The sequence below is a fragment of the Paractinoplanes rishiriensis genome (genome assembly GCF_016862375.1).
Classification (GTDB): domain Bacteria; phylum Actinomycetota; class Actinomycetes; order Mycobacteriales; family Micromonosporaceae; genus Actinoplanes; species Actinoplanes rishiriensis.
Genome location: NZ_BOMV01000073.1, coordinates 85827 through 103426 on the forward strand (window position 1 = coordinate 85827; position 17600 = coordinate 103426).

Annotated in this window: 13 protein-coding genes; 11 read left to right on the plus strand and 2 right to left on the minus strand. The window is 65.9% G+C overall.

Annotated features, from left to right (window positions below):
• Nucleotides 1–19: 19 nt before the first annotated feature.
• The 4 genes from Ari01nite_RS34680 to Ari01nite_RS34695 all read left to right on the plus strand — a co-directional run bounded on the left by Ari01nite_RS34680 (nt 20) and on the right by Ari01nite_RS34695 (nt 4003).
• The gene (locus Ari01nite_RS34680) at nt 20–1582 is read left to right on the plus strand and encodes a type IV secretory system conjugative DNA transfer family protein (RefSeq protein ID WP_239163281.1); all 1563 of its coding nucleotides are present in this window, start codon (nt 20–22) and stop codon (nt 1580–1582) included.
• Nucleotide 1583: 1 nt separating this feature from the next.
• Nucleotides 1584–2315 carry a hypothetical protein gene (locus Ari01nite_RS34685; RefSeq protein WP_203786483.1) on the plus strand — a complete coding sequence of 244 codons (732 nt, stop codon included), beginning with the start codon at nt 1584–1586 and terminating at the stop codon, nt 2313–2315.
• Nucleotides 2316–2741: 426 nt separating this feature from the next.
• Nucleotides 2742–3545, plus strand: a complete 804-nt coding sequence (locus tag Ari01nite_RS34690) for a replication-relaxation family protein (RefSeq protein ID WP_275410906.1) — start codon at nt 2742–2744, stop codon at nt 3543–3545.
• Between the two features lie 146 nt (nt 3546–3691).
• Nucleotides 3692–4003, plus strand: a complete 312-nt coding sequence (locus tag Ari01nite_RS34695; protein WP_203786485.1) for a hypothetical protein — start codon at nt 3692–3694, stop codon at nt 4001–4003.
• 235 nt (nt 4004–4238) lie between these two features.
• Here Ari01nite_RS34695 and Ari01nite_RS34700 read toward each other — a convergent pair whose 3' ends face one another.
• The gene (locus Ari01nite_RS34700) at nt 4239–4418 is read right to left on the minus strand and encodes a hypothetical protein (RefSeq protein ID WP_203786486.1); all 180 of its coding nucleotides are present in this window, start codon (nt 4416–4418) and stop codon (nt 4239–4241) included.
• 711 nt (nt 4419–5129) lie between these two features.
• Here Ari01nite_RS34700 and Ari01nite_RS34705 point away from each other — a divergent pair.
• The 6 genes from Ari01nite_RS34705 (at nt 5130) to Ari01nite_RS34730 (ending at nt 13602) form a co-directional block, all read left to right on the plus strand.
• Nucleotides 5130–6161 (plus strand): replication-relaxation family protein, encoded by a 1032-nt coding sequence (locus tag Ari01nite_RS34705; protein ID WP_203786487.1) that lies wholly within the window; start codon nt 5130–5132, stop codon nt 6159–6161.
• A gap of 62 nt (nt 6162–6223) precedes the next feature.
• Nucleotides 6224–6571, plus strand: a complete 348-nt coding sequence (locus Ari01nite_RS34710) for a hypothetical protein (RefSeq protein ID WP_203786488.1) — start codon at nt 6224–6226, stop codon at nt 6569–6571.
• An 887-nt stretch (nt 6572–7458) separates the two neighbouring features.
• A complete protein-coding gene (locus Ari01nite_RS34715) occupies nt 7459–7851 on the plus strand; it encodes a lactococcin 972 family bacteriocin (RefSeq protein ID WP_203786489.1) in 393 nt (130 codons plus the stop codon).
• A gap of 224 nt (nt 7852–8075) precedes the next feature.
• Nucleotides 8076–10115 (plus strand): bacteriocin-associated integral membrane family protein, encoded by a 2040-nt coding sequence (locus Ari01nite_RS34720; protein WP_203786490.1) that lies wholly within the window; start codon nt 8076–8078, stop codon nt 10113–10115.
• Nucleotides 10116–10132: 17 nt separating this feature from the next.
• The gene (locus Ari01nite_RS34725) at nt 10133–10771 is read left to right on the plus strand and encodes an ATP-binding cassette domain-containing protein (RefSeq protein ID WP_203786491.1); all 639 of its coding nucleotides are present in this window, start codon (nt 10133–10135) and stop codon (nt 10769–10771) included.
• A gap of 1373 nt (nt 10772–12144) precedes the next feature.
• On the plus strand, nt 12145–13602 hold the full coding sequence (locus Ari01nite_RS34730) for a M1 family metallopeptidase (protein WP_239163283.1): 1458 nt from the start codon (nt 12145–12147) through the stop codon (nt 13600–13602).
• Between the two features lie 319 nt (nt 13603–13921).
• Here Ari01nite_RS34730 and Ari01nite_RS34735 read toward each other — a convergent pair whose 3' ends face one another.
• Entirely contained in the window at nt 13922–15478 is a 1557-nt protein-coding gene (locus Ari01nite_RS34735) for a recombinase family protein (protein WP_203786493.1), read from the minus strand.
• A gap of 39 nt (nt 15479–15517) precedes the next feature.
• Between Ari01nite_RS34735 and Ari01nite_RS34740 the strand changes: the two genes are divergently transcribed.
• Entirely contained in the window at nt 15518–17509 is a 1992-nt protein-coding gene (locus Ari01nite_RS34740; RefSeq protein WP_203786494.1) for an ATP-binding protein, read from the plus strand.
• Nucleotides 17510–17600 lie beyond the last annotated feature (91 nt).

Here is a 17600-nt window from a genome sequence, read left to right on the forward strand (position 1 = left end):
AGCGCCCCCCGCATTCGTGGTGCGCAAGCCCGCCCGGCTGCGCCTCGTGCCGCCGGACGCGGCGTCCCGGCAGGCGGTCAAGGCGCTCGGGTACCCGCCGATCGGTGAGCCGGAGCTGATCGGGCTCGCCCCCGAGGATGCCCGGCATCACGTGCACCTGCCCGGACCGACCGGCACCGGGAAGACCACCCTGCTGCTCAACCTCGCCCTCGCGGATGCCCGCGCGGGGCGCGGGCTGGCAGTGTTCGACCCGAAAGGCGACCTGATCCGCGACCTGTTGGCCCGGCTGCCCGCGTCGGTGGCCCGGCGCCTCGTCCTGATCGATCCGGACGAACAGCAGGCGCCGCCGGCGTTGAACCTGTTCGACCTGGCCGACGATCCGGAAGCCGTGGCCGACCAGCTCGTCGGAGTGATGGCGAAAGTCTGGGCGCAATACTGGGGGCCACGTACCGACGACTTGGCCCGGCACGCGGTGCTCACCCTCGCGCACGTGCCCGGCGCAACCCTGGCCGATCTGCCGGTGTTGCTCGCCGATCCGGTGTATCGGCGGCGGGTCGTGGCCGGGGTGCGGCGCAAGCTGGGGCCGGTCGGCGCGGCCGGGCTGGTCGCGTTCTGGGCCTGGTACGACTCGCTGAGCCCGGCGCAAGCGTCGGTGCAGATCGGGCCGTTGTTGTCCAAACTGCGGGCGGTGCTATCCCGGCGGTTCGCCGCTCAACTGTTCGGTGCCGGAGCGTCCACGTTCCGGCTGTCCGACATCCTCAACGGCGGCATCCTGCTCGTGCGGTTGCCGCCGTCGCTCGGCGACGACACCGTGCGGCTGGTCGGGTCGCTGCTGCTGGCGGCGCTGCTGCACACCGCCGGACAGCGGGCCGACCTGGACGAACAGGACCGGCTCGACGCGAGCCTGATCCTGGACGAGGCGCACACCTTCCTTCACCTTCCGGTGGGCGTCGACGACGCGCTAGCCCAAGCACGGGCGCTGCGGCTCGGGCTGGTGCTGGCGCATCAACACCTCGGCCAGTTGTCCGGGCGGATGGCTGAAGCGATCGACGCCAACGCCCGCAACAAGGTGTTCTTCTCGCTGCCGCCGAAGGACGCGCGGGACCTGGCGCACCACATGGCGCCGTACTTCGAGCCGGAAGACCTGATGCGACGCGACGCCTACGGCATCGTCTGCCGCCTCGTGATCGACGGCCGCGACGCGGAACCGTTCACCCTGGCCACCCGACCGGCGCCCCCGGCTTGGCCCGGCCGCGCCGATGTGCTGCGCGCGGCAGCGCGAGCACGCGGCCTGTCGATGGCCGACCGCGACGCCATCGCCAACGCCCGCCGGATCGGCCCGGACCGCACCCCGGCACCCACCCAACCGACCCAACGGACCCCACCGGAGAACCCAACCGACCCAACCAGCGGCCAACCGGCCGACCCCACCCGCCCAGCGGGCAACACGCTGAGCGACCCAACCGGGCCGTTCGATCCCACCAAGGCGGACACCGACGGCCCCGCCGATCGCTTCGCCCCGGCCCCGATGCCGCGCCAACGCGGCAACCGCAACCCCTCCCGCCCTGTGAAAGGACACTGACGTGTTCACCATCCCGAACCTTGCCCTGCTCGACATCGCCCCCGCCGTCGCCGCCCTGCTCGGCTGCGAACAGGCGATCACCCACCTGTACCGCACCGCCGAGACCGGCTACGTCTGCACCGTATGCGGAGAGCCGGCGAACCTGACCGACACCGCCCCGGCCGCAGTGGTCGTGCTCGCCTACCCGGACGGGCCACACGTGGTCCGCCTCGCGCACGCCGGGTGCTCCGACTCCGGGATCATCGCCATGACCGACGACCCGACCGACAATCCCGCGGTGCTGTTCCCGGCCATGGCGTGGCTGCGCCCGGCCGACACCACCCCGGCCCCGGTCGTGGTCATCGCCCCGCGCATCTACGGGATGCGGGTCGCCGCCAACGGCGACACCACCGACACCCTGACCGCGAACCTGCTCGGCTACGGCTTCGATCTGCTCAGCCACCCGGAAGCACCCATGCCCGATCTGGACGCGGCGACCGCGTATCTCGGCGCGGACGCAACCCTCACCCTGACCGATGTCGCCGATGAGGTGCTGTGGTCCGGCGTGCTCGACCTGCCCGACGCCTGGACCAACCGGGCGCGGGCCGACCGGCGGATCGGGGTCATCTTCGCCGCCGGGCTCGCCCTGGACGGCGACGGTGACCGCCTCGCCGATCTGTTCACCGCAATCGGTGACGGCCGCGCCGTTGCCGCCTGCGTCGAACTCGACACCGCCACGGCCGAACCGATCTGACAAAACCTCACCAGGACCTGGCAATCCAACCTGACAACCGATCTGACAGTCGCACGCCGACCGGCCCGCGCCCGACCCCCGGGCGCGGACCGGTCGGCGCTATCGGCAGCAAAGCGACCCGCCCAACCACAACCGAAGGATGCCTCATGCTCACCCCACCCAACCCCCCGTCCCATGTGGACAACCAGAGGCCAACCGGCCTCAGCGCTCCTCTCGGAGCCTCTGTCGGACCCTCCCTCGTGCGGGACTCTCCGGCTGAGGCTCCGCCCTGTTCTCGTCTAGCAGTGCTGCTCAACCGGTCTGAGCGCCGTACCTGTCCCAGGGGGACACATGGTGAATAAACCACCTGCGGCACGGCCGCACATCTCCGCGATAGAGCGCCCGCCCCGGGGCGGGGTCGACGTCGCTGGCGAACTCCGGCGTCTGATGCCCCGCGACCGGTGGCTCCTCGAACAACTCGACCAACACGAGGTGTTCACTACCGAACAGGTGGCCGCGCTCTGCTTCGACCACCTGCACACCGCCCGCAACCGGCTCGTGCTGCTGCACCAACGCGGCGTGCTCGCTCGGTTCCGCGACGCGGTACGCCCCGGCTCTCAGTCGTGGCGCTGGACGCTCGATCTGATCGGCGCCACGTTCATCGCCGCTCGTAACGGCGACCCGCTACCGCGTGCGGCGGCTGTCCGGCAACGCATCACCCGACTGGCCACCCGGCCCAGTCTCGCTCACCGGCTCGGCACCAACGGCTTCTTCGTCGATCTCGCCGCGCACGCCCGGACCGCCCCCGGCGCCCGGCTGGACGTGTGGTGGTCCGAACGGCGCTGCCGCGACGTCGGCGGGGACGTGGTCCACCCCGACGCGCACGGCCGATGGACCGAAGCGGGCCACAGCCTCGGTTTCTGGCTCGAATACGATCTTGGGACTGAGAAGCGGCACACGGTTGCCGCGAAAGTCGACGGATACGCCACCCTGCACGACGCGACCGGCCTCGGTCACACGCTGCTGTTCTGGCTGTCCACTCCGGGCCGTGAGGCATCACTACGGCATGCCCTTGCCCGGCACCCGGCCATCACGTCCGGGCGGCTCCACGTCGCCACGGCCGGCGGCGGCACCACCCAACACCCCGCCGGGCCGGTCTGGGCGCCCCTGAGCGCCACCGAAAGCACCCGGCGAGTACGACTGGCCCACCTGTCCACCCACGCGGCCGACGCCACCCGGGCGGCGGCCTGAACGATTTCCGGGCGCATCGCCCGGCGGCGGCGCCCCGCCCGGAGCACTGCAACAACCCCACACGAAGCACATCGAAACCTCCGAAAGGAGGCGAAAGCCATGGAGTGGAACAACGCGCGACCCGCGTCCCACCACAGTGGAGGAACATGGCCACAAGCCAGACACCCAACCCGCACCGTCGCCGGATAGGCGACCGGGCACCCTCCGCTCCACCGGACGGTGACCCCTGCACCCCGCCCGCAGAACCCGCAATACCGCCCCGCCCGCCCCGGCGACGCCGGACCACCGGCGACCGCCGTACCGACATCGACGCGCGCACCCAACAGGCGATACAGGCGGCGGTCGATCGGCTCATAGCCGACGCGCCGCCGCTGTCCGACGAGACTCGGGAACGCCTCGCCGCGTTGCTGTCCACCACCACCTACCGGCCGAAAACGGCCCGGCGGCCCGCCGCGTAGGGCAAACTTCACCAGGGGGAAGGGTCGGCGCCAGCAGGGGGCGCGACCCTCCTGCCCGGCTCGGGCCTTCCCCTACCCGAAAGGGTATGCCTCACGCCGTGTGCTGGCCGGCAGGGGGAACGGCGCGCGGGCGCGGCGCCCGCCCCGGCGCCGCTTGCTCTGGTGCTTCCACCGGATATCCACCGTCGCGGGGTCGAACCCGCGCACGGACGGCAGGACGCGCACCGTCACGAACTCATCGATCACGAGACGCCTGTGCGACGGCGACAGCCCCTCCCAGGTCGCTGTGCACATCCTCGGCCCCGATCAGATCAGCCAACGGGGAGTCAACGGCCACCTGCAACATGGCGGTGATCTCCCCAAGGCGCTTCTTGCCCTTCTCCGTCCCGGAGATCAGTTGCGCCCGGTCGATCAACCCGAGCAGATCAAGAGCCCCACCGGCCGATCAGTGCTCATCGATGGCAACGGGGTGCGCGTTCATGCTCGACACGCGCATGCGGCGGCCCGCCTCGGGTGATCGGGGCAGTGCGGGACCGGCACACGGACAAGATCCACCGGCCGGACGACATTGGCAATGCCAGGGGGTGTGCCATGTATCGAATGACATCAATCTATGTGGTTCGAGAGAGTGCAGCTCAAGCCATGCGCCTACCAGCAGCAACGACGTGAAGGGAACAAGGGCTCTTACCGATGAGCTGGGTGGACGCGAAGGCATGGAGGGTGGTTCGTGGGTGGTGGAGATGATCACCGGCCATGATCGTTAAGACATCGATGAACGTGACGCAATGATCGGTGCGTGACCGCGCGGTTCGGTGGCAAGCCGACCCGCACCGCAGCCGCGCCCCGGCGCGGCGAGGAGCGGAAAGCGGCGCGGCAGAAATGGGGCTGCGGGTGCCTTCGCCGGGCGGGGCCGATGGCGCCTTCCCTGCGGCTGGCCGGGACTACAGGGGACCACCCGGGACCATGGAAGACCACCGGTGATAACCCCAGCCAACTACCGGACCAGGTACGGGCGTGCCTACCGTTGACAATTCGGTCCAGATGGGGCGTGTAGCGGGCCGGAAACTGGCGGTCTCCACCCACCCACGAGGCGGGGCGGGGGCCTCGACGGTGAAGGGGCCGCGTGATGGCCAGAGCCCGTGTCGACAGGGCCCATCCGGTCAACGTGCTCGCCGCGATAGAGCGGCTGACCGAGACCGACCTACAGGTGTTGCGGCTGGTCGCCGAGCACGAGGTGATGAGCACCGAACAGCTCGCCGCGCTGTGCTTTGCGAACCCTGCCCGGGTTGCCGACGCCGTCGTACGGCTGGACTACTTGGCCACCCGGGCGATGCTGGTCAAGTTCGGTCATCCGGGCACGCACCCGGCGGGGGTACCTGCCGACGATCTCAGCAACCGGGCGCCCGCTGGTCTGCCGACCCCGGTACCGGGGCGCTGGGGTGACGGGCGGCGGTGGTCGTGGTCGCTCGGGCAGGGCGGCGCCTACTGGGCGGGCGTCGAGCGCATCCTGAACTCCGACCGGTGGGTAGATGCCTGGTCGCGTTCGTTCGTCCCGCTGGCTCGTCCGCACCTGCGCCGCCGGCTGGCCCTGGGTGACTTCTTCACCGCGCTGCACCACCGCGCCGTGGGCCGCCAATATGCGCGGCTTGATCAGTGGTGGGGTCCGGCCCGGTGCGCCGACACCAGCGGCGGCAAGACCCGACCGGACGCGCACGGCCGATGGCGCTACGGCACCGCGACGGTGCCGTTCTGGATCTACAGCGACAGCGTGCGCCAACCCACCCGCACCCTGATCACGACCGTCGAGCGGCACCTGAACACGCACCCGGCCACCGCCGAGAGCGACGTGATCCTGCTGGTGATGGTCAACGACCACCGGGAACGCGCGCTGCACCGCCGCTGGCCCGAACTCACCGAGGGTGCGGCCCTGCCACCGGTCGCCACCACCTCATACCGCAAGCTGCGCTTGTGGCCGGCAGAGGGCATCTGGCGACCCTTGACCGGCCGTGACGCGCTCAGCGTGCCCCTGCACCGCCTCGCCCGGCACACAGCTCCACATGATCCCCGGTTCGGTGATCCGGGGGCATTCCCTGATCGGCCATCGGCACTGCCGATGGACCTGGGCACAACCCGCCCGAGAGATGTCGATACCCCATGAAGGGAGGCGAAAGCCATGACTGGGAACCGCGCGCGACCCGCGTCCATCCACCATGGAGGAACATGGCCACAAGCCAGACACCCCACCCGCACCGCCGCCCGGTAGGCGACCGGGCACCGTCCGCCCCCGCCACGGCCGACGGTGACCCCGCCACCGAACCCGCCCCGCCCGCCGCACCACCCCGCCCGTCCCGGCGACGCCGGACCACCGGGGACCGGCGGACCACCATCGACACCCGCACCCAAGAGGCGATACAGGCGGCGGTCGACCGGCTCGTGACCGACGCGCCGCCGCTGTCCGACGAAACCCGGGAACGGCTCGCCGCGTTGCTGTCCACCACCACCCACCGGCCGGGCACCAACCGCCGGCCCGCCGCACAAGGCAGCCACGCTGCAAAGGGGGAACCATGAGAAAGCCAGCAGGGGCGCGACCGGGTGAACCGGTCGTGCCCCTGCTGGCTCGGACCTTACCCGGCCCCGAGGTGTTACGCGGCGGCGTCCGCTCCCGCGCGGCGCGCTCTGGTGCTTCCCACCGTGGCGGGGGTCGAACCCGCGTCCGGCCCGCCCGGACGGCATAATCGGCACCGTCACCAACTCATCGATGACGAGGCGCTGGTGCGACAGCCCTTCCCAGGTTTCTGCGGAGCGGCCCATCACCTCAGTTTTGGTTCGAGCACGCGAGGTACTCGATGACGCCGCACCCTGGGGAGGGGAATGGGCCGCCGTCCCCAAATGCAACCGGCTACCACGGTCGTGGCTTACAGTCGGTCAGTCTTCGCGTCCCAGAGGTTGACCACTGCGCTGCTGGAGTGCGTGGGTACGAGAAACCCTTCTGGCCTGAAACGAGCCGTGTGCACTCGGATCGACGTAATCCGCGCTGGCGTGGGTCCACCGATTCGACCTCGGCGGCGCCGCTTCGACGGCAGGAACCTACATGCCGTCGTGAAACATCAATCTCGAGCACATCGGCCAACCGGTATCAAGTTACACCTCCCGGTCTTGCGAGCTTGCGAGGCCTCGTTGTGGCGACTGTCACAATCGTTGCCAACAGTGACAGCGGCGCGCGCTTCGGCTTGCCCGTGAATGCGAGCAACAGACACCGACCTGCGTCGATGCAAAATGGTCGAGGGTCCGCGTTGCCTTCCGTGTTGAAGGAGGATCGGCAGGCAGTGGCCGACCCTTGCGCGATACATCGATGGATACATATGGTCGAGCCGCAGCTGCGGGGGTAGCCCGGTTCGCTCAATTAAAGCGGCCATGCGTAGGAACCTCCGCACCCAATTGGAGGGAGCGATAAGATGCGCGTGTCCGCCCGACCAACAAAGAAAATGGTGTTGGCCCTGCTGGCTGGCGCTGCGACCGTGTTCGCTATCGCGGGTCCGGCAATGGCGAATCCGGTGACCAAGGTTTCCGCTACCGCCGGGATGGAGGGCTTCGCATTGGCGAGCGCCTGTCACAACAACGTCGTCGCAAGCGGCGGGAACTGGCAGTATGGCGCATGCAGCGGGACCGGCGTCAATTACTCGTACTACCACCACGGAAGTCGGAAACACAAGTCGTCCGTGACCAACCAAAAGCACGGGGTGAAGGACAGCGGCTGCGTCAACGCCAACACCTGGGCCTATGCGTCTCAGCCTTATGACCCCAACGGTAACAACCAGGCGTTCTACTCGAACGATCTCTGCAACTGAGATCTGCGATCAAGTCGGTGCTCATCCGCTTGACGTGACCGGTCGCAGGATCGCTCGCCGGGAGCCTGGGCGTTAGCCGCAAGCCTTTACTTGCGTCGAGGCTGCGCCACTATCCCAATAGAGAGTGGTGGCGTGTGGACGGCGCTCCAGCCGGCCACACGCCACCACGCTCTGCGCCGCCAGGTAGTGAGTCGATAAGGATAGGCTAGATGTTGCCTAGGGGAATGAAGTTTGCCTACGCGCTCATTGTGATCGCGGCGGCCATGCTTGCATTTGTAGTCTCGCGAAATCTGGACGAGTCTGTCACACACGGGCATTCGTTGACTCTCGCCGTACAACGGCCTGGAGGCGCGGGCGCCGACAGCAAAGCGGATATCGTCGAGGCTTTTGCCCAAAGCCGCCACGTCAATATCGGACGCCTTTCCTATGATCCGCTCAACAATAGCATTCGGCGTATATACCTGGCGGTCGGCGATCCGCAGGCCGCATCAGCCCAATGGTTGGCGACGGGATACCCGAACTTCAGCCGTGACACAAAGGTTCAGATACGTCCATACGAGGATGTCGCTGAGTCGGGACCCGACGGTACCTACTTCGTCTACGGCCCTAAATCCATGACCTTCGAGCTCAGTAATGAGTTTCAGGCGTTAGGCTACGTCGTCTTCGTCGAGCCAAAGTTCTCAGTCCTAAATGCGATACAGGCTTCTGGAACTAAAGCACTGGTGTGGTGCTTTCTCGTCGTCGGGCTTGTCGTAGCGGTTTCTGTAGCATCTGCTGTTGCACTGAATGCAAAGTCCTACGGCGTGCAGCGCCTACACGGCCAGCCCTTCGCAGCGATCCTGTGGCGTGACTTCCGACAACTCGGCCCGTTTTTTGCCGGCGCCGTCATCGCGACCGGCTCGATCACAGCAGGGTCCTTGTACCTGTACAACGGCCTGCAGCAGTTCACCACCTTTGCCCGGATCGCAATGTCTATCACGGCGGTCTTCGTGCTTGTCGCCCTACTGGCCCATCTGACAACGCTGACGATGGTTCACCGCAGCCCGATCGTGGATGCGGTCAAGGGTGAAGTGACGGCAACCTGGGCCATCATCGGTTCTTATGTGTTGCGAGTGTGGAGCGCTTTACTCATCTTCTCTATCGGGACTTCAGCTATAGCGAGTGCCATGGAATTGCAGCGTCAGGCTGACACCCATCGCTTTTGGACCGCAATGGGGGAGGCGTACTACATGCGCATCAGTGGCGCAGTGTTGAACCCCGTAGATGGGAAGATTGCCCAAAGCAGGATTGGCCACTGGATCCGCGAAGCAGACATAAGAAACGAGATATCCGTTGCATCACGCCAAATCCTTCCCGGGACAACTCGTGACGCCCTCGTTGTTAATCCAAATTATCTCACCATGCACGCCGTCTACGACGCGGACGCCGCGAGGGTACAAGTTAATGACGGCAAGACGATCCGAGTTCTGTTGCCGAGTCGGTACGCACGAGAATCAGAGGAGATAACTGCTGGCGTGGCGCGCTGGGTAGAGTCGCAGGACGGTCGGGAGCTAAAGTCCGATCCGGCTGCGATAGACGTTGCCCTCACGTTAGCCAGAGACAGTCAGTCCCAATTTCACTACGCGGCAACGACGGCGCCGCATGCTTCGTTGATTGTTGAGGAGCCAATAGTCGTTGTCGTTCCCGGCGCCTCCAACGTAATCACCGATACCGAATATTTCACAATGGCAACCAATCAAGAGGTCCTCATTGAGAACCCGACCCAAGCCGTAAAGGGTCTCGTAGCAGCAGGCGTGGGTCACTACATTCTCGGGATGAGCCCTTACGTCGAGGATGCCGCGGCGAATTACCGGAACGCGAAGCGAGATCTTGCTGTCCAGTCTATTAATGTTCTGGTGGGCCTCTCGGTGTTATTGGCAACCGCCATCAGCGTATCGATTGTATATTTCCGGCGAAACTCCCAGACGATTTTCGTGAAGTACATTAGCGGCTGGGGATTCTTGGCTACCCATTGGCGACTGCTCTCCATTGAGGTCATTCTCGGCTTGGCACTGACACTTTGGATCTGGCAAAATACAGCGGTCATCCTCCGTGGGCAGGGGCCTCCTGGCGCGCCGCCGACAGATCTCGGCGATCTATTTCTGGACGGTTGGCAGCCAGCAGTGGCCGGTGGAGTCGCGTTGTTGAGTCTGTTAATGATTGTAGTGACCCTGCTGATAGCGAATGCCAAGTTTGCCAGAGCGAGAATGGCTGAGCTTTCCTGAGTCGGTAAGGACGAGAAATGATTGTCGCAAACGGCATCACTAAGAAGTTCGGATCGCGCGTCCTTTGGGCGGGCGTCTCGTTTAGTGTCGATGCCGGCGAAATGATCGCTGTAACAGGGCCAAGCGGCTGCGGAAAGTCCACTCTGCTGAGCTGTCTCGGACTTCTCGACGATGTTGACTCAGGCACGATCGCGGTCGCTGGAAGAGAACTAGGTAAGTTGCGCGGAGGAGATCGACGTCGGCTACGCCGGGAAACCTTGGGATATCTATTCCAGAACTATGCCCTCATCGACAACGCAAACGTCAACTTCAACCTTGACGTGTCAACAGGGCTCAAACGAAACCGCAGAAAGATGTTCGAAGACGCCCTTCGGAGGGTCGGACTGGAGGGCCGTGGCGAGGAGATGGTTTACCGGCTCAGCGGCGGTGAACAGCAACGCGTTGCCCTAGCACGTCTCATAGTGAAGGAGCCATCGGTGATCCTCGCTGACGAGCCGACTGGTGCCCTCGACGCTGAGAATACGGACATGGTAATTGACCTGCTGAGAGGTATGGCCAACAACGGCTGTGCCGTTGTGGTGGCTACGCACAGTAAGCACGTCGAGAGCAACTGCGACTCGACGCTTTCCCTCACGACCGAGCTGGCGGCGCCATGATGAGTTGACCGTAAGGGTGGTAGTTCGCCGTGAGGCGGCGCTCGCTAGACTCGTCGATATGACCCGCGCACCTTTGCCCGACCGCGTGGCGCGTGCCAGCTCCAGCCTGCTCTGCCAGGCGTACCTGGGTCTGGTCTGTGTCGTCGCAATAGTCTTCGTAGCCATGTGGTTCGAGGGATGGCCAACGGCGGGTAGTTGGCCACTACTTGGTTTTGTTGTGTGCGGCTACCTCTCCAGCTCGTTGACACATGCCCTTGCGGCGAGTCAATTTTCTAGTGGACGCGTGCGCGCTTGGTTGCTTGGCGTCGTCGGACAGGCTCTTCTCTTCACCGCCAGCAGTGTCGGCCTCAGCTTCGCTGGGCGGTACAGTGCTATGTTAGGGCTATTGATGGTGGCTATGATCGTGTCCGCTATATGGACTATTCTGATGCTCTTCCATACGGAGGTCCGTCGCTTCTTCTTTTCGGGTTCGTTACAGTGACAACCGTGAATCGAAAAAACAATCGCATGCCGTGGGTACTGATCGGCCCAGTTGCGGGACTTGCGTGGGGCGCAGTCGATTCGGTTGTGAACCACGTGCCGGAGTTTCTGGGCGAGATTGCGACTCCCCGCGCGGAACGCAGCGGCTGGGCACAGGCTTCCGAGTTCGCCAGTTTGATCCTCGACGCGGGATGGGCTTGGGCTGCGCTAGCGGTCTTGTCGGGCTGGCTAGTGTGCCGAAGTCCAGGATCCGGCAGCGATATAGCCCGCGGCGCTGTTGCGGGATGGCTTGCGCTGGTGTTCGCCACCTCTGCGTATTACTTTTTCGATAGCATTTTCGATAATGATACCTGGTGGGGAATTGCAACCCGGTACTGGCTGATTGGAAGCTCCCTCTTCGGGCCGCCATTGGGGGCGGTCGGCGCGTTGATTCGGCGTCCGGGACGAGTCGGGATGCTCGCTGGCATGGTGGTTCCTGTGGGCGCAGCGTTGCAGATGCTGGTAAGGCCTCCTGCGTCGAATAGCCTGATGGCGGTACCGGTGCGGTCGACTGTATTGCTCGGGGCGGCAATAGCAGCCGCCATGGTTGTGAGAAGGTACGCCACGTGGCGGCGGGCGTCCACGAGCGTTGGGGCCGAATCTAGGGTGGATCGTCCCTCAGGCTGAACTCCGACACAGTCGGTGTTGGGCATGAGGGCCGAACTGTGATAACGGCTGCGGCCTGGCGTGTCCGTTCGATCATAATCTCTCCGCCATTCAGGATCGGATCCAACGATGGCACGCGGTAACGCTGACACAACAAGTTTCGCCATCTGCTCCCCAGCGAGGTAAAGATGCTACTGCAGCGCACGATAATCTCCACTGTGGCGGCCGTTATGGTGACCGTACTCTGTGTGCAGTCCAACGTCCACGCAGCTTCCGCGTCTACCACCACGGGTGCAGGCGACATCTATTATCCCGATTACGGAAATGGCGGCTATGACGTCATACACTACGATATTCGCCTACGCTATTTTCCAGATACTGATAGGTTAATCGGCACAACCACGATCCTCGCCACCGCTACCCAGGATGTTTCTGCCTTCAGCCTTGATTTCATTCTTCATACCCGGTCCGTGCGGGTCAACAACCGAGTAGCAAGTTTCGATCGCCAAGGCGATCATGAACTTATCGTTAGACCTGCCACGCCTGTTGCCAAGGGATCTCGCCTGACGATCGTGGTGCAGTACGACGACGTGCCGTCCACCGTTGTCGCGTCGGATATCACGGCGTGGAACCGTACTGTGGACGGTGCTCTCGCCGTCAATCAGCCGGAGATCGCTTGGTGGTGGTTCCCGAGTAATGACCATCCTACGGACAAGGCAACTTTCGAAGTTTCCGTACTCGTGCCGAACGGAATCGAGGCGATTTCCAACGGGGTTCCTACGCGCTGGGCACAGCCGGCCTTCAGCGGATGGAGCCGCTGGTCCTGGCGGGCAGACGCGCCGCAAGCCACCTACCTGTCGTTCCTGGCAATCGGTGACTTCGAGATCCGCCAGGGCACCTCTGCGGACGGCAGCCCAATCATCACCGCCTACAGCACGCGCTTGGATGCAGACACGGCCGCAGCCGCGCGGACCAGCGTGGAACGAACAGATGAGATCATCGCCTGGGCCGCCGAGCTTTTTGGCCCATACCCGTTTAATGCGCGCGGCGGTGTAGTCACCGGCGCCGGCGATCAATATTTTGCCCTCGAAACCCAGACTCGGCCTGTCTATGACGGTTACTCGTTTATGCTCCCGAACGAGTCGCTGGTAGTTCATGAATTGGTTCACCAGTGGTTCGGCGACTCGGTCTCCGTCGACCAGTGGAGGGACATTTGGCTAAACGAGGGATTTGCGACTTACGCAGAATGGCTTTGGATGGAGGATCAGGGTCAACTCACGACTGATGTAATGGCCGACTTTGTCTCCTCGGTGCGATACCCGGCCGATGATCCCTTTTGGCGGGTCTTACCTGGTGACCCAGGGCCTACACAGCTACTGCACGACGCAGTCTATTTCCGCGGGGCGCTCACCCTACACTATTTGAGGAAATTGGTCGGCAGTAGGTACTTCTTTGTGATCCTTCGGACTTGGGCACAGAAATACCGATATGGCAATTCGAACACTGCTGAGTTTCGTGCTCTTGCCGAGAAAATCTCGGGCCAGAGACTCGACGAGTTCTTTCGCACCTGGCTTTACACACCCATGCGGCCGGACCTCGGCCCGACCTCGGCCGAAACACCGGCGGAGCCTCAGTCTTGGTCGCAAATTGTCGCCGCGCACGAAGCGGCACACGGGCAAAGGTTCACCCGCCTCCGGCCTAGGTAGTCGAAAATGTGAACGGGTTAGGTGAAGGCCATTATTCACGGTCGGCTGGCTGTGAGCATGACTTCCTTGTGGGTGATCTTCAGCGCCTCGATTGGCCTGGTAGCTAACACCAGCTACCGGAGACTCCGGAAAGTCCTACCGGTTTCCACACCGCGTGAGCGGCACTCGCGCCTTCGCCGGGGCCACCTACCGGCCGAACACCACCACCACCCGCCGGCGGCCCGCCGTATAGACAGCACTTCAAGCAGCCAGCAGGGGCGCGACCGGTCATCCGGTCACGCCCCTGCTGGCTCGGACTCCCCGGCCCCGAGAGATGCGCTCACGCCTCTTGCTGGTCAGCGGGTGCGATACGCCGGGCGCGGCGTCCGCCCCCGCGCGGGTTACTCTGGTGCTTCCACCGGATGTCCACCGTGGCGGGGTCGAACCCGCGTCCGGCCCGCCCGGACGGCAGAATCCGCACCGTCACTAACTCATCGATGACGAGCCGCTGGTGCGACAGCGACAACCCTTCCCAGGTTGCTTGCACGTCTTCGGCCCCGATCAGATCAGCCAGCGGGGAGTCAACGGTGGCCTCCTGCAACAGGCTGGTGATCGCCTCAAGGCGCTTCTTGCCCTTCTCCGTTCCGGAGATTAGTTGCGCCCGGTCGATCAGCCCGAGCGACTTGTCTTCGGCAAGCTCATTGAGGTTTTTGCGGATGGCCTGCGCTTCGGCGCGCAACCCCTTGACGTCCACCTCCGGGCCGGTCGTGGGCAACAGGTCTACCGCGTCATCTCGGGACAGCCGGGCGACGATCAGCCTTTCCACCAACGCGTCCACGTGCTTGACCGCGCGCACGAGGTGGTTGCGGTCGGCGCACCGGTACGCCGGTTGCCGCCCACCAATGCGTACCTGCACACCCACCCGCGTCGAGTAGTCCTCCGCCGTGCAGATCCCGCACGTGTACAGGTTGCTCCCGAGCCACTTCGGGGCCGCGCCCGGCCCGGTCTTGCGGGCAGGGTCGGTCAACTTCGACACCAGCGCACGGAACGTCTCCACCGCCACGATCGGCTCCCACGGCGCATCGCCGATCTCCTCACCCTGGTACACCATCCGGCCCGCGTTGCGGGGCCGCAACAGGATGTCCCGCAGCGTCTCGGCGCTCCACTGCGCCCCGGTCACCGTGGGCACGTCACCCTTGCGCAGATCACCCGCCAGCGACCGCAACGAGGCACCTTGCACACACCGGATCGTGCAGTCCTTGATCACTGCCGTCTCCTCCGGGCGCGGCGTAACGCCGTCCTCATCGAACCCGAACGGACGGCGGCCCCCGCCATACTCCCCAGCCTTGGCCTGACGCTCCCGCGCGGCAGCAACCCGCCGAGCCTTATCCCGAGACTCCTTGTTCGCCACCGCCACCATCACCCGCGCCATCGTGATATCCGCATCCGTGCCCAACCGCAACGAACCCGTCACCGAGTCCACCGGCATCCGGTGCTGTTCCACCACATCGATCATGTCCTCCAGGTCCCGCGGATCGCGCACCGTGCGGTCAAGATCCAACGCCACGAACCCGTCCGCCTTACCCGACGCCAGCAGATCCAGGGCCTTGCGGAACCCCGGACGGACCGTCCGCATCTCCACCCGGCCGTCCGGAAGCTTGATCTTGCGACGCTTGAACGCGGACGCGCTGCGGTTCTTACCCCGACCCGGGGAAAGATCGTTTTCCACAATCCAATGAATGATCCGCCAACCCTTGGCCGCAGCCCGAGCCACGATACGCTCGCGTTGATCCTCGTTGCCCTTACCGTTGCCGTCATCGTCAAGATCGACCCGACGCAACTCCGACAGCCGCACGTAACCGATGGCGTTCTGCGGTTCGTTCCTTGAAAACTCCATACGTCAATGATCCCACGGGAAGTGTGTCGTAATCCAGGGTTGGGGAAGACCGCGCTCGCCGTGCACTGGGCGCACCGCCGGCGGGACCGGTTCCCCGACGGCCAGCTGTACGTCAACCTGCGCGGTTTCGCCGTCAAGGAGCCGGTGACGGCCGGCGAGGCCCTCGCGACCTTGCTCGGCGCCCTCGGCGTGCCGCCGGACCGGATACCGGCCGAGGTCGCCGAGGCGTCCGGGCTGTACCGGTCGATGCTGGCCGAGCGCCGGGTCCTGATCCTGCTGGACAACGCGGCCGAGGCCGACCAGATCCGCCCGCTGCTGCCCGGCACACCGGCGAGCCTGGCCGTCGTGACCAGCCGGAACCGCCTCAGCGGACTGATCGCCATCGACGGCGCCCACCGGTTGCTGCTGGAGCCGATGCCCGGGCCGGACGCCTGCGAACTGCTCGCGGCGATTCTGGGCGGCGGCCGGCCGGCGGATCCACCGGACGCCCTCGCCGACCTCGCGGCCGCCTGCGGCCACCTGCCCCTAGCGCTGCGCATCGCCGCCGCCAACCTCATCGACCAGCCGCGCCGCACCATCGCCGACTACCTCGACGAGCTCCGGGCCAGCCGCCTCGACGTGCTCGCCGTGCCGGACGACGACCAGGCCGCGGTCGGCACCGCGCTCGCGCTGTCGTACCGCCGCCTCGAACCGCCCGTGCGGCGGCTGTTCCGCCTCCTGGGCCTGATCGCCGACCTGGAAGTCCATCCGCCGGCCGCGGCCGCCCTCGCGGGCATCGACGAGGAGGCCGCCGCGCAGCTGCTCGAGGTGCTCACCGACGCCCACCTCCTCCAGCCGCTTCCGGCCCGGCGCTACACGTTCCACGACCTGATCCGCCGGTACGCCGAGGAGCGCGCGGAGGCCGACGAGCCCCAGCCGGAGCGGGACGCCGCGCTGGACCGGCTCTACCACTGGTATCTGGTCCGGATCTGTTCGTCCGACCGCCTGCTCATGCCCGGCCGCCCGCCGGTTCTGTACGTCGACGGACCGCCGGCCTTCGACACCGCCCTGGACGCGCTGGCCTGGCTCGACCTGGAACAGCGCAACATCAGCGCCCTGGTACGGCACGCCGCGTCGACCGGGCGGCACGTGGACGCGTTCCGGATCCCGTATCTGGTGCGCGGCTACTACCAGCACCGGAACTGGGCCAGCGCGATCGAGATCCAGCGGCACTCGGTCGCCGCCGCGGTCGCGCTGGACGACCCGGGCCTGGAGGACCGCGCGCGGTCCCTGCTGGCCACTGCCCTGACCAGGGCGCGCGACTACGACGCCGCGATCGAGGAGCAACAGCGGGTCCTGGTGCTCGCACGCCGGGTGGGTGACCGGCAACGCGAGGCTCTGGCGCTCAACAACCTCGGCTGGATGTACAACGAGTCCGGTTCCCCCGAGCGCGCGCTGCCGGCCTACCGGAGCGCGCTGGCGTTGTTCGACCCCGACTTCGAGCCCGACCACCCGTACCTGACGGCGGCTCTGCAGAACGTGGGCGACGTCCTCTCGGTCCTGGGGCAGCACGCCGAGGCGGTGGACCACCACCGGCAGGCGCTGGCCATCGCCCGCGCGGACGGCGACCGCGCCCAGGAGCTGGACTCGCTGACCTGCCTCGGCGAAGCCCACGCCCGCGCCGGCGACCACCGGCGGGCGGTCACCGAGTACCGCGCCGCGCTCGGCGTACAGGACGAGGTAGGAAACCAGTTCGTCGAGGCGCTGACCCGAGCCGCACTAGCCGAGAGCCTGCGCGCACTCGGCGAGATGCCCGCCGCAGCCGCCGAACTCGCCGCCGCGGCGAACGTCCACCGCACCATGGACGACACGCCCGGCGCCATCGGCGTCCTGCTCGACCTGGCCGGCCTGCTTCTCGCGGAAGACGACCAGGCCGGGGCACGGCGCGCCCTCAACGACGCGAGCGCGCTGCACGCCGCGTCACCCGATCCCCGCGAGGCGCACCGGCTCGCCGCCCTCACCGCCGACCTCGAGGCGGCCGGCAAACGCTGACCGGGCAGGTGGACATACCCCGGGACATCGTCAAGCAGGTAGCAGGGGCAACCCGGCCGGCCGCGCGGCAGCTACATTGGATGTTCGGCTC

Excerpts from the sequence above, each read along its gene's own strand:
- Ari01nite_RS34705 (WP_203786487.1), top strand. The coding sequence starts at position 5,130 with ATGGCCAGAGCCCGTGTCGACAGGGCCCATCCGGTCAACGTGCTCGCC.
- Ari01nite_RS34725 (WP_203786491.1), top strand. The coding sequence starts at position 10,133 with ATGATTGTCGCAAACGGCATCACTAAGAAGTTCGGATCGCGCGTCCTT.
- Ari01nite_RS34720 (WP_203786490.1), top strand. The coding sequence starts at position 8,076 with ATGAAGTTTGCCTACGCGCTCATTGTGATCGCGGCGGCCATGCTTGCA.
- Ari01nite_RS34695 (WP_203786485.1), top strand. The coding sequence starts at position 3,692 with ATGGCCACAAGCCAGACACCCAACCCGCACCGTCGCCGGATAGGCGAC.
- Ari01nite_RS34715 (WP_203786489.1), top strand. The coding sequence starts at position 7,459 with ATGCGCGTGTCCGCCCGACCAACAAAGAAAATGGTGTTGGCCCTGCTG.
- Ari01nite_RS34710 (WP_203786488.1), top strand. The coding sequence starts at position 6,224 with ATGGCCACAAGCCAGACACCCCACCCGCACCGCCGCCCGGTAGGCGAC.
- Ari01nite_RS34735 (WP_203786493.1), bottom strand. The coding sequence starts at position 15,478 with ATGGAGTTTTCAAGGAACGAACCGCAGAACGCCATCGGTTACGTGCGG.
- Ari01nite_RS34690 (WP_275410906.1), top strand. The coding sequence starts at position 2,742 with ATGCCCCGCGACCGGTGGCTCCTCGAACAACTCGACCAACACGAGGTG.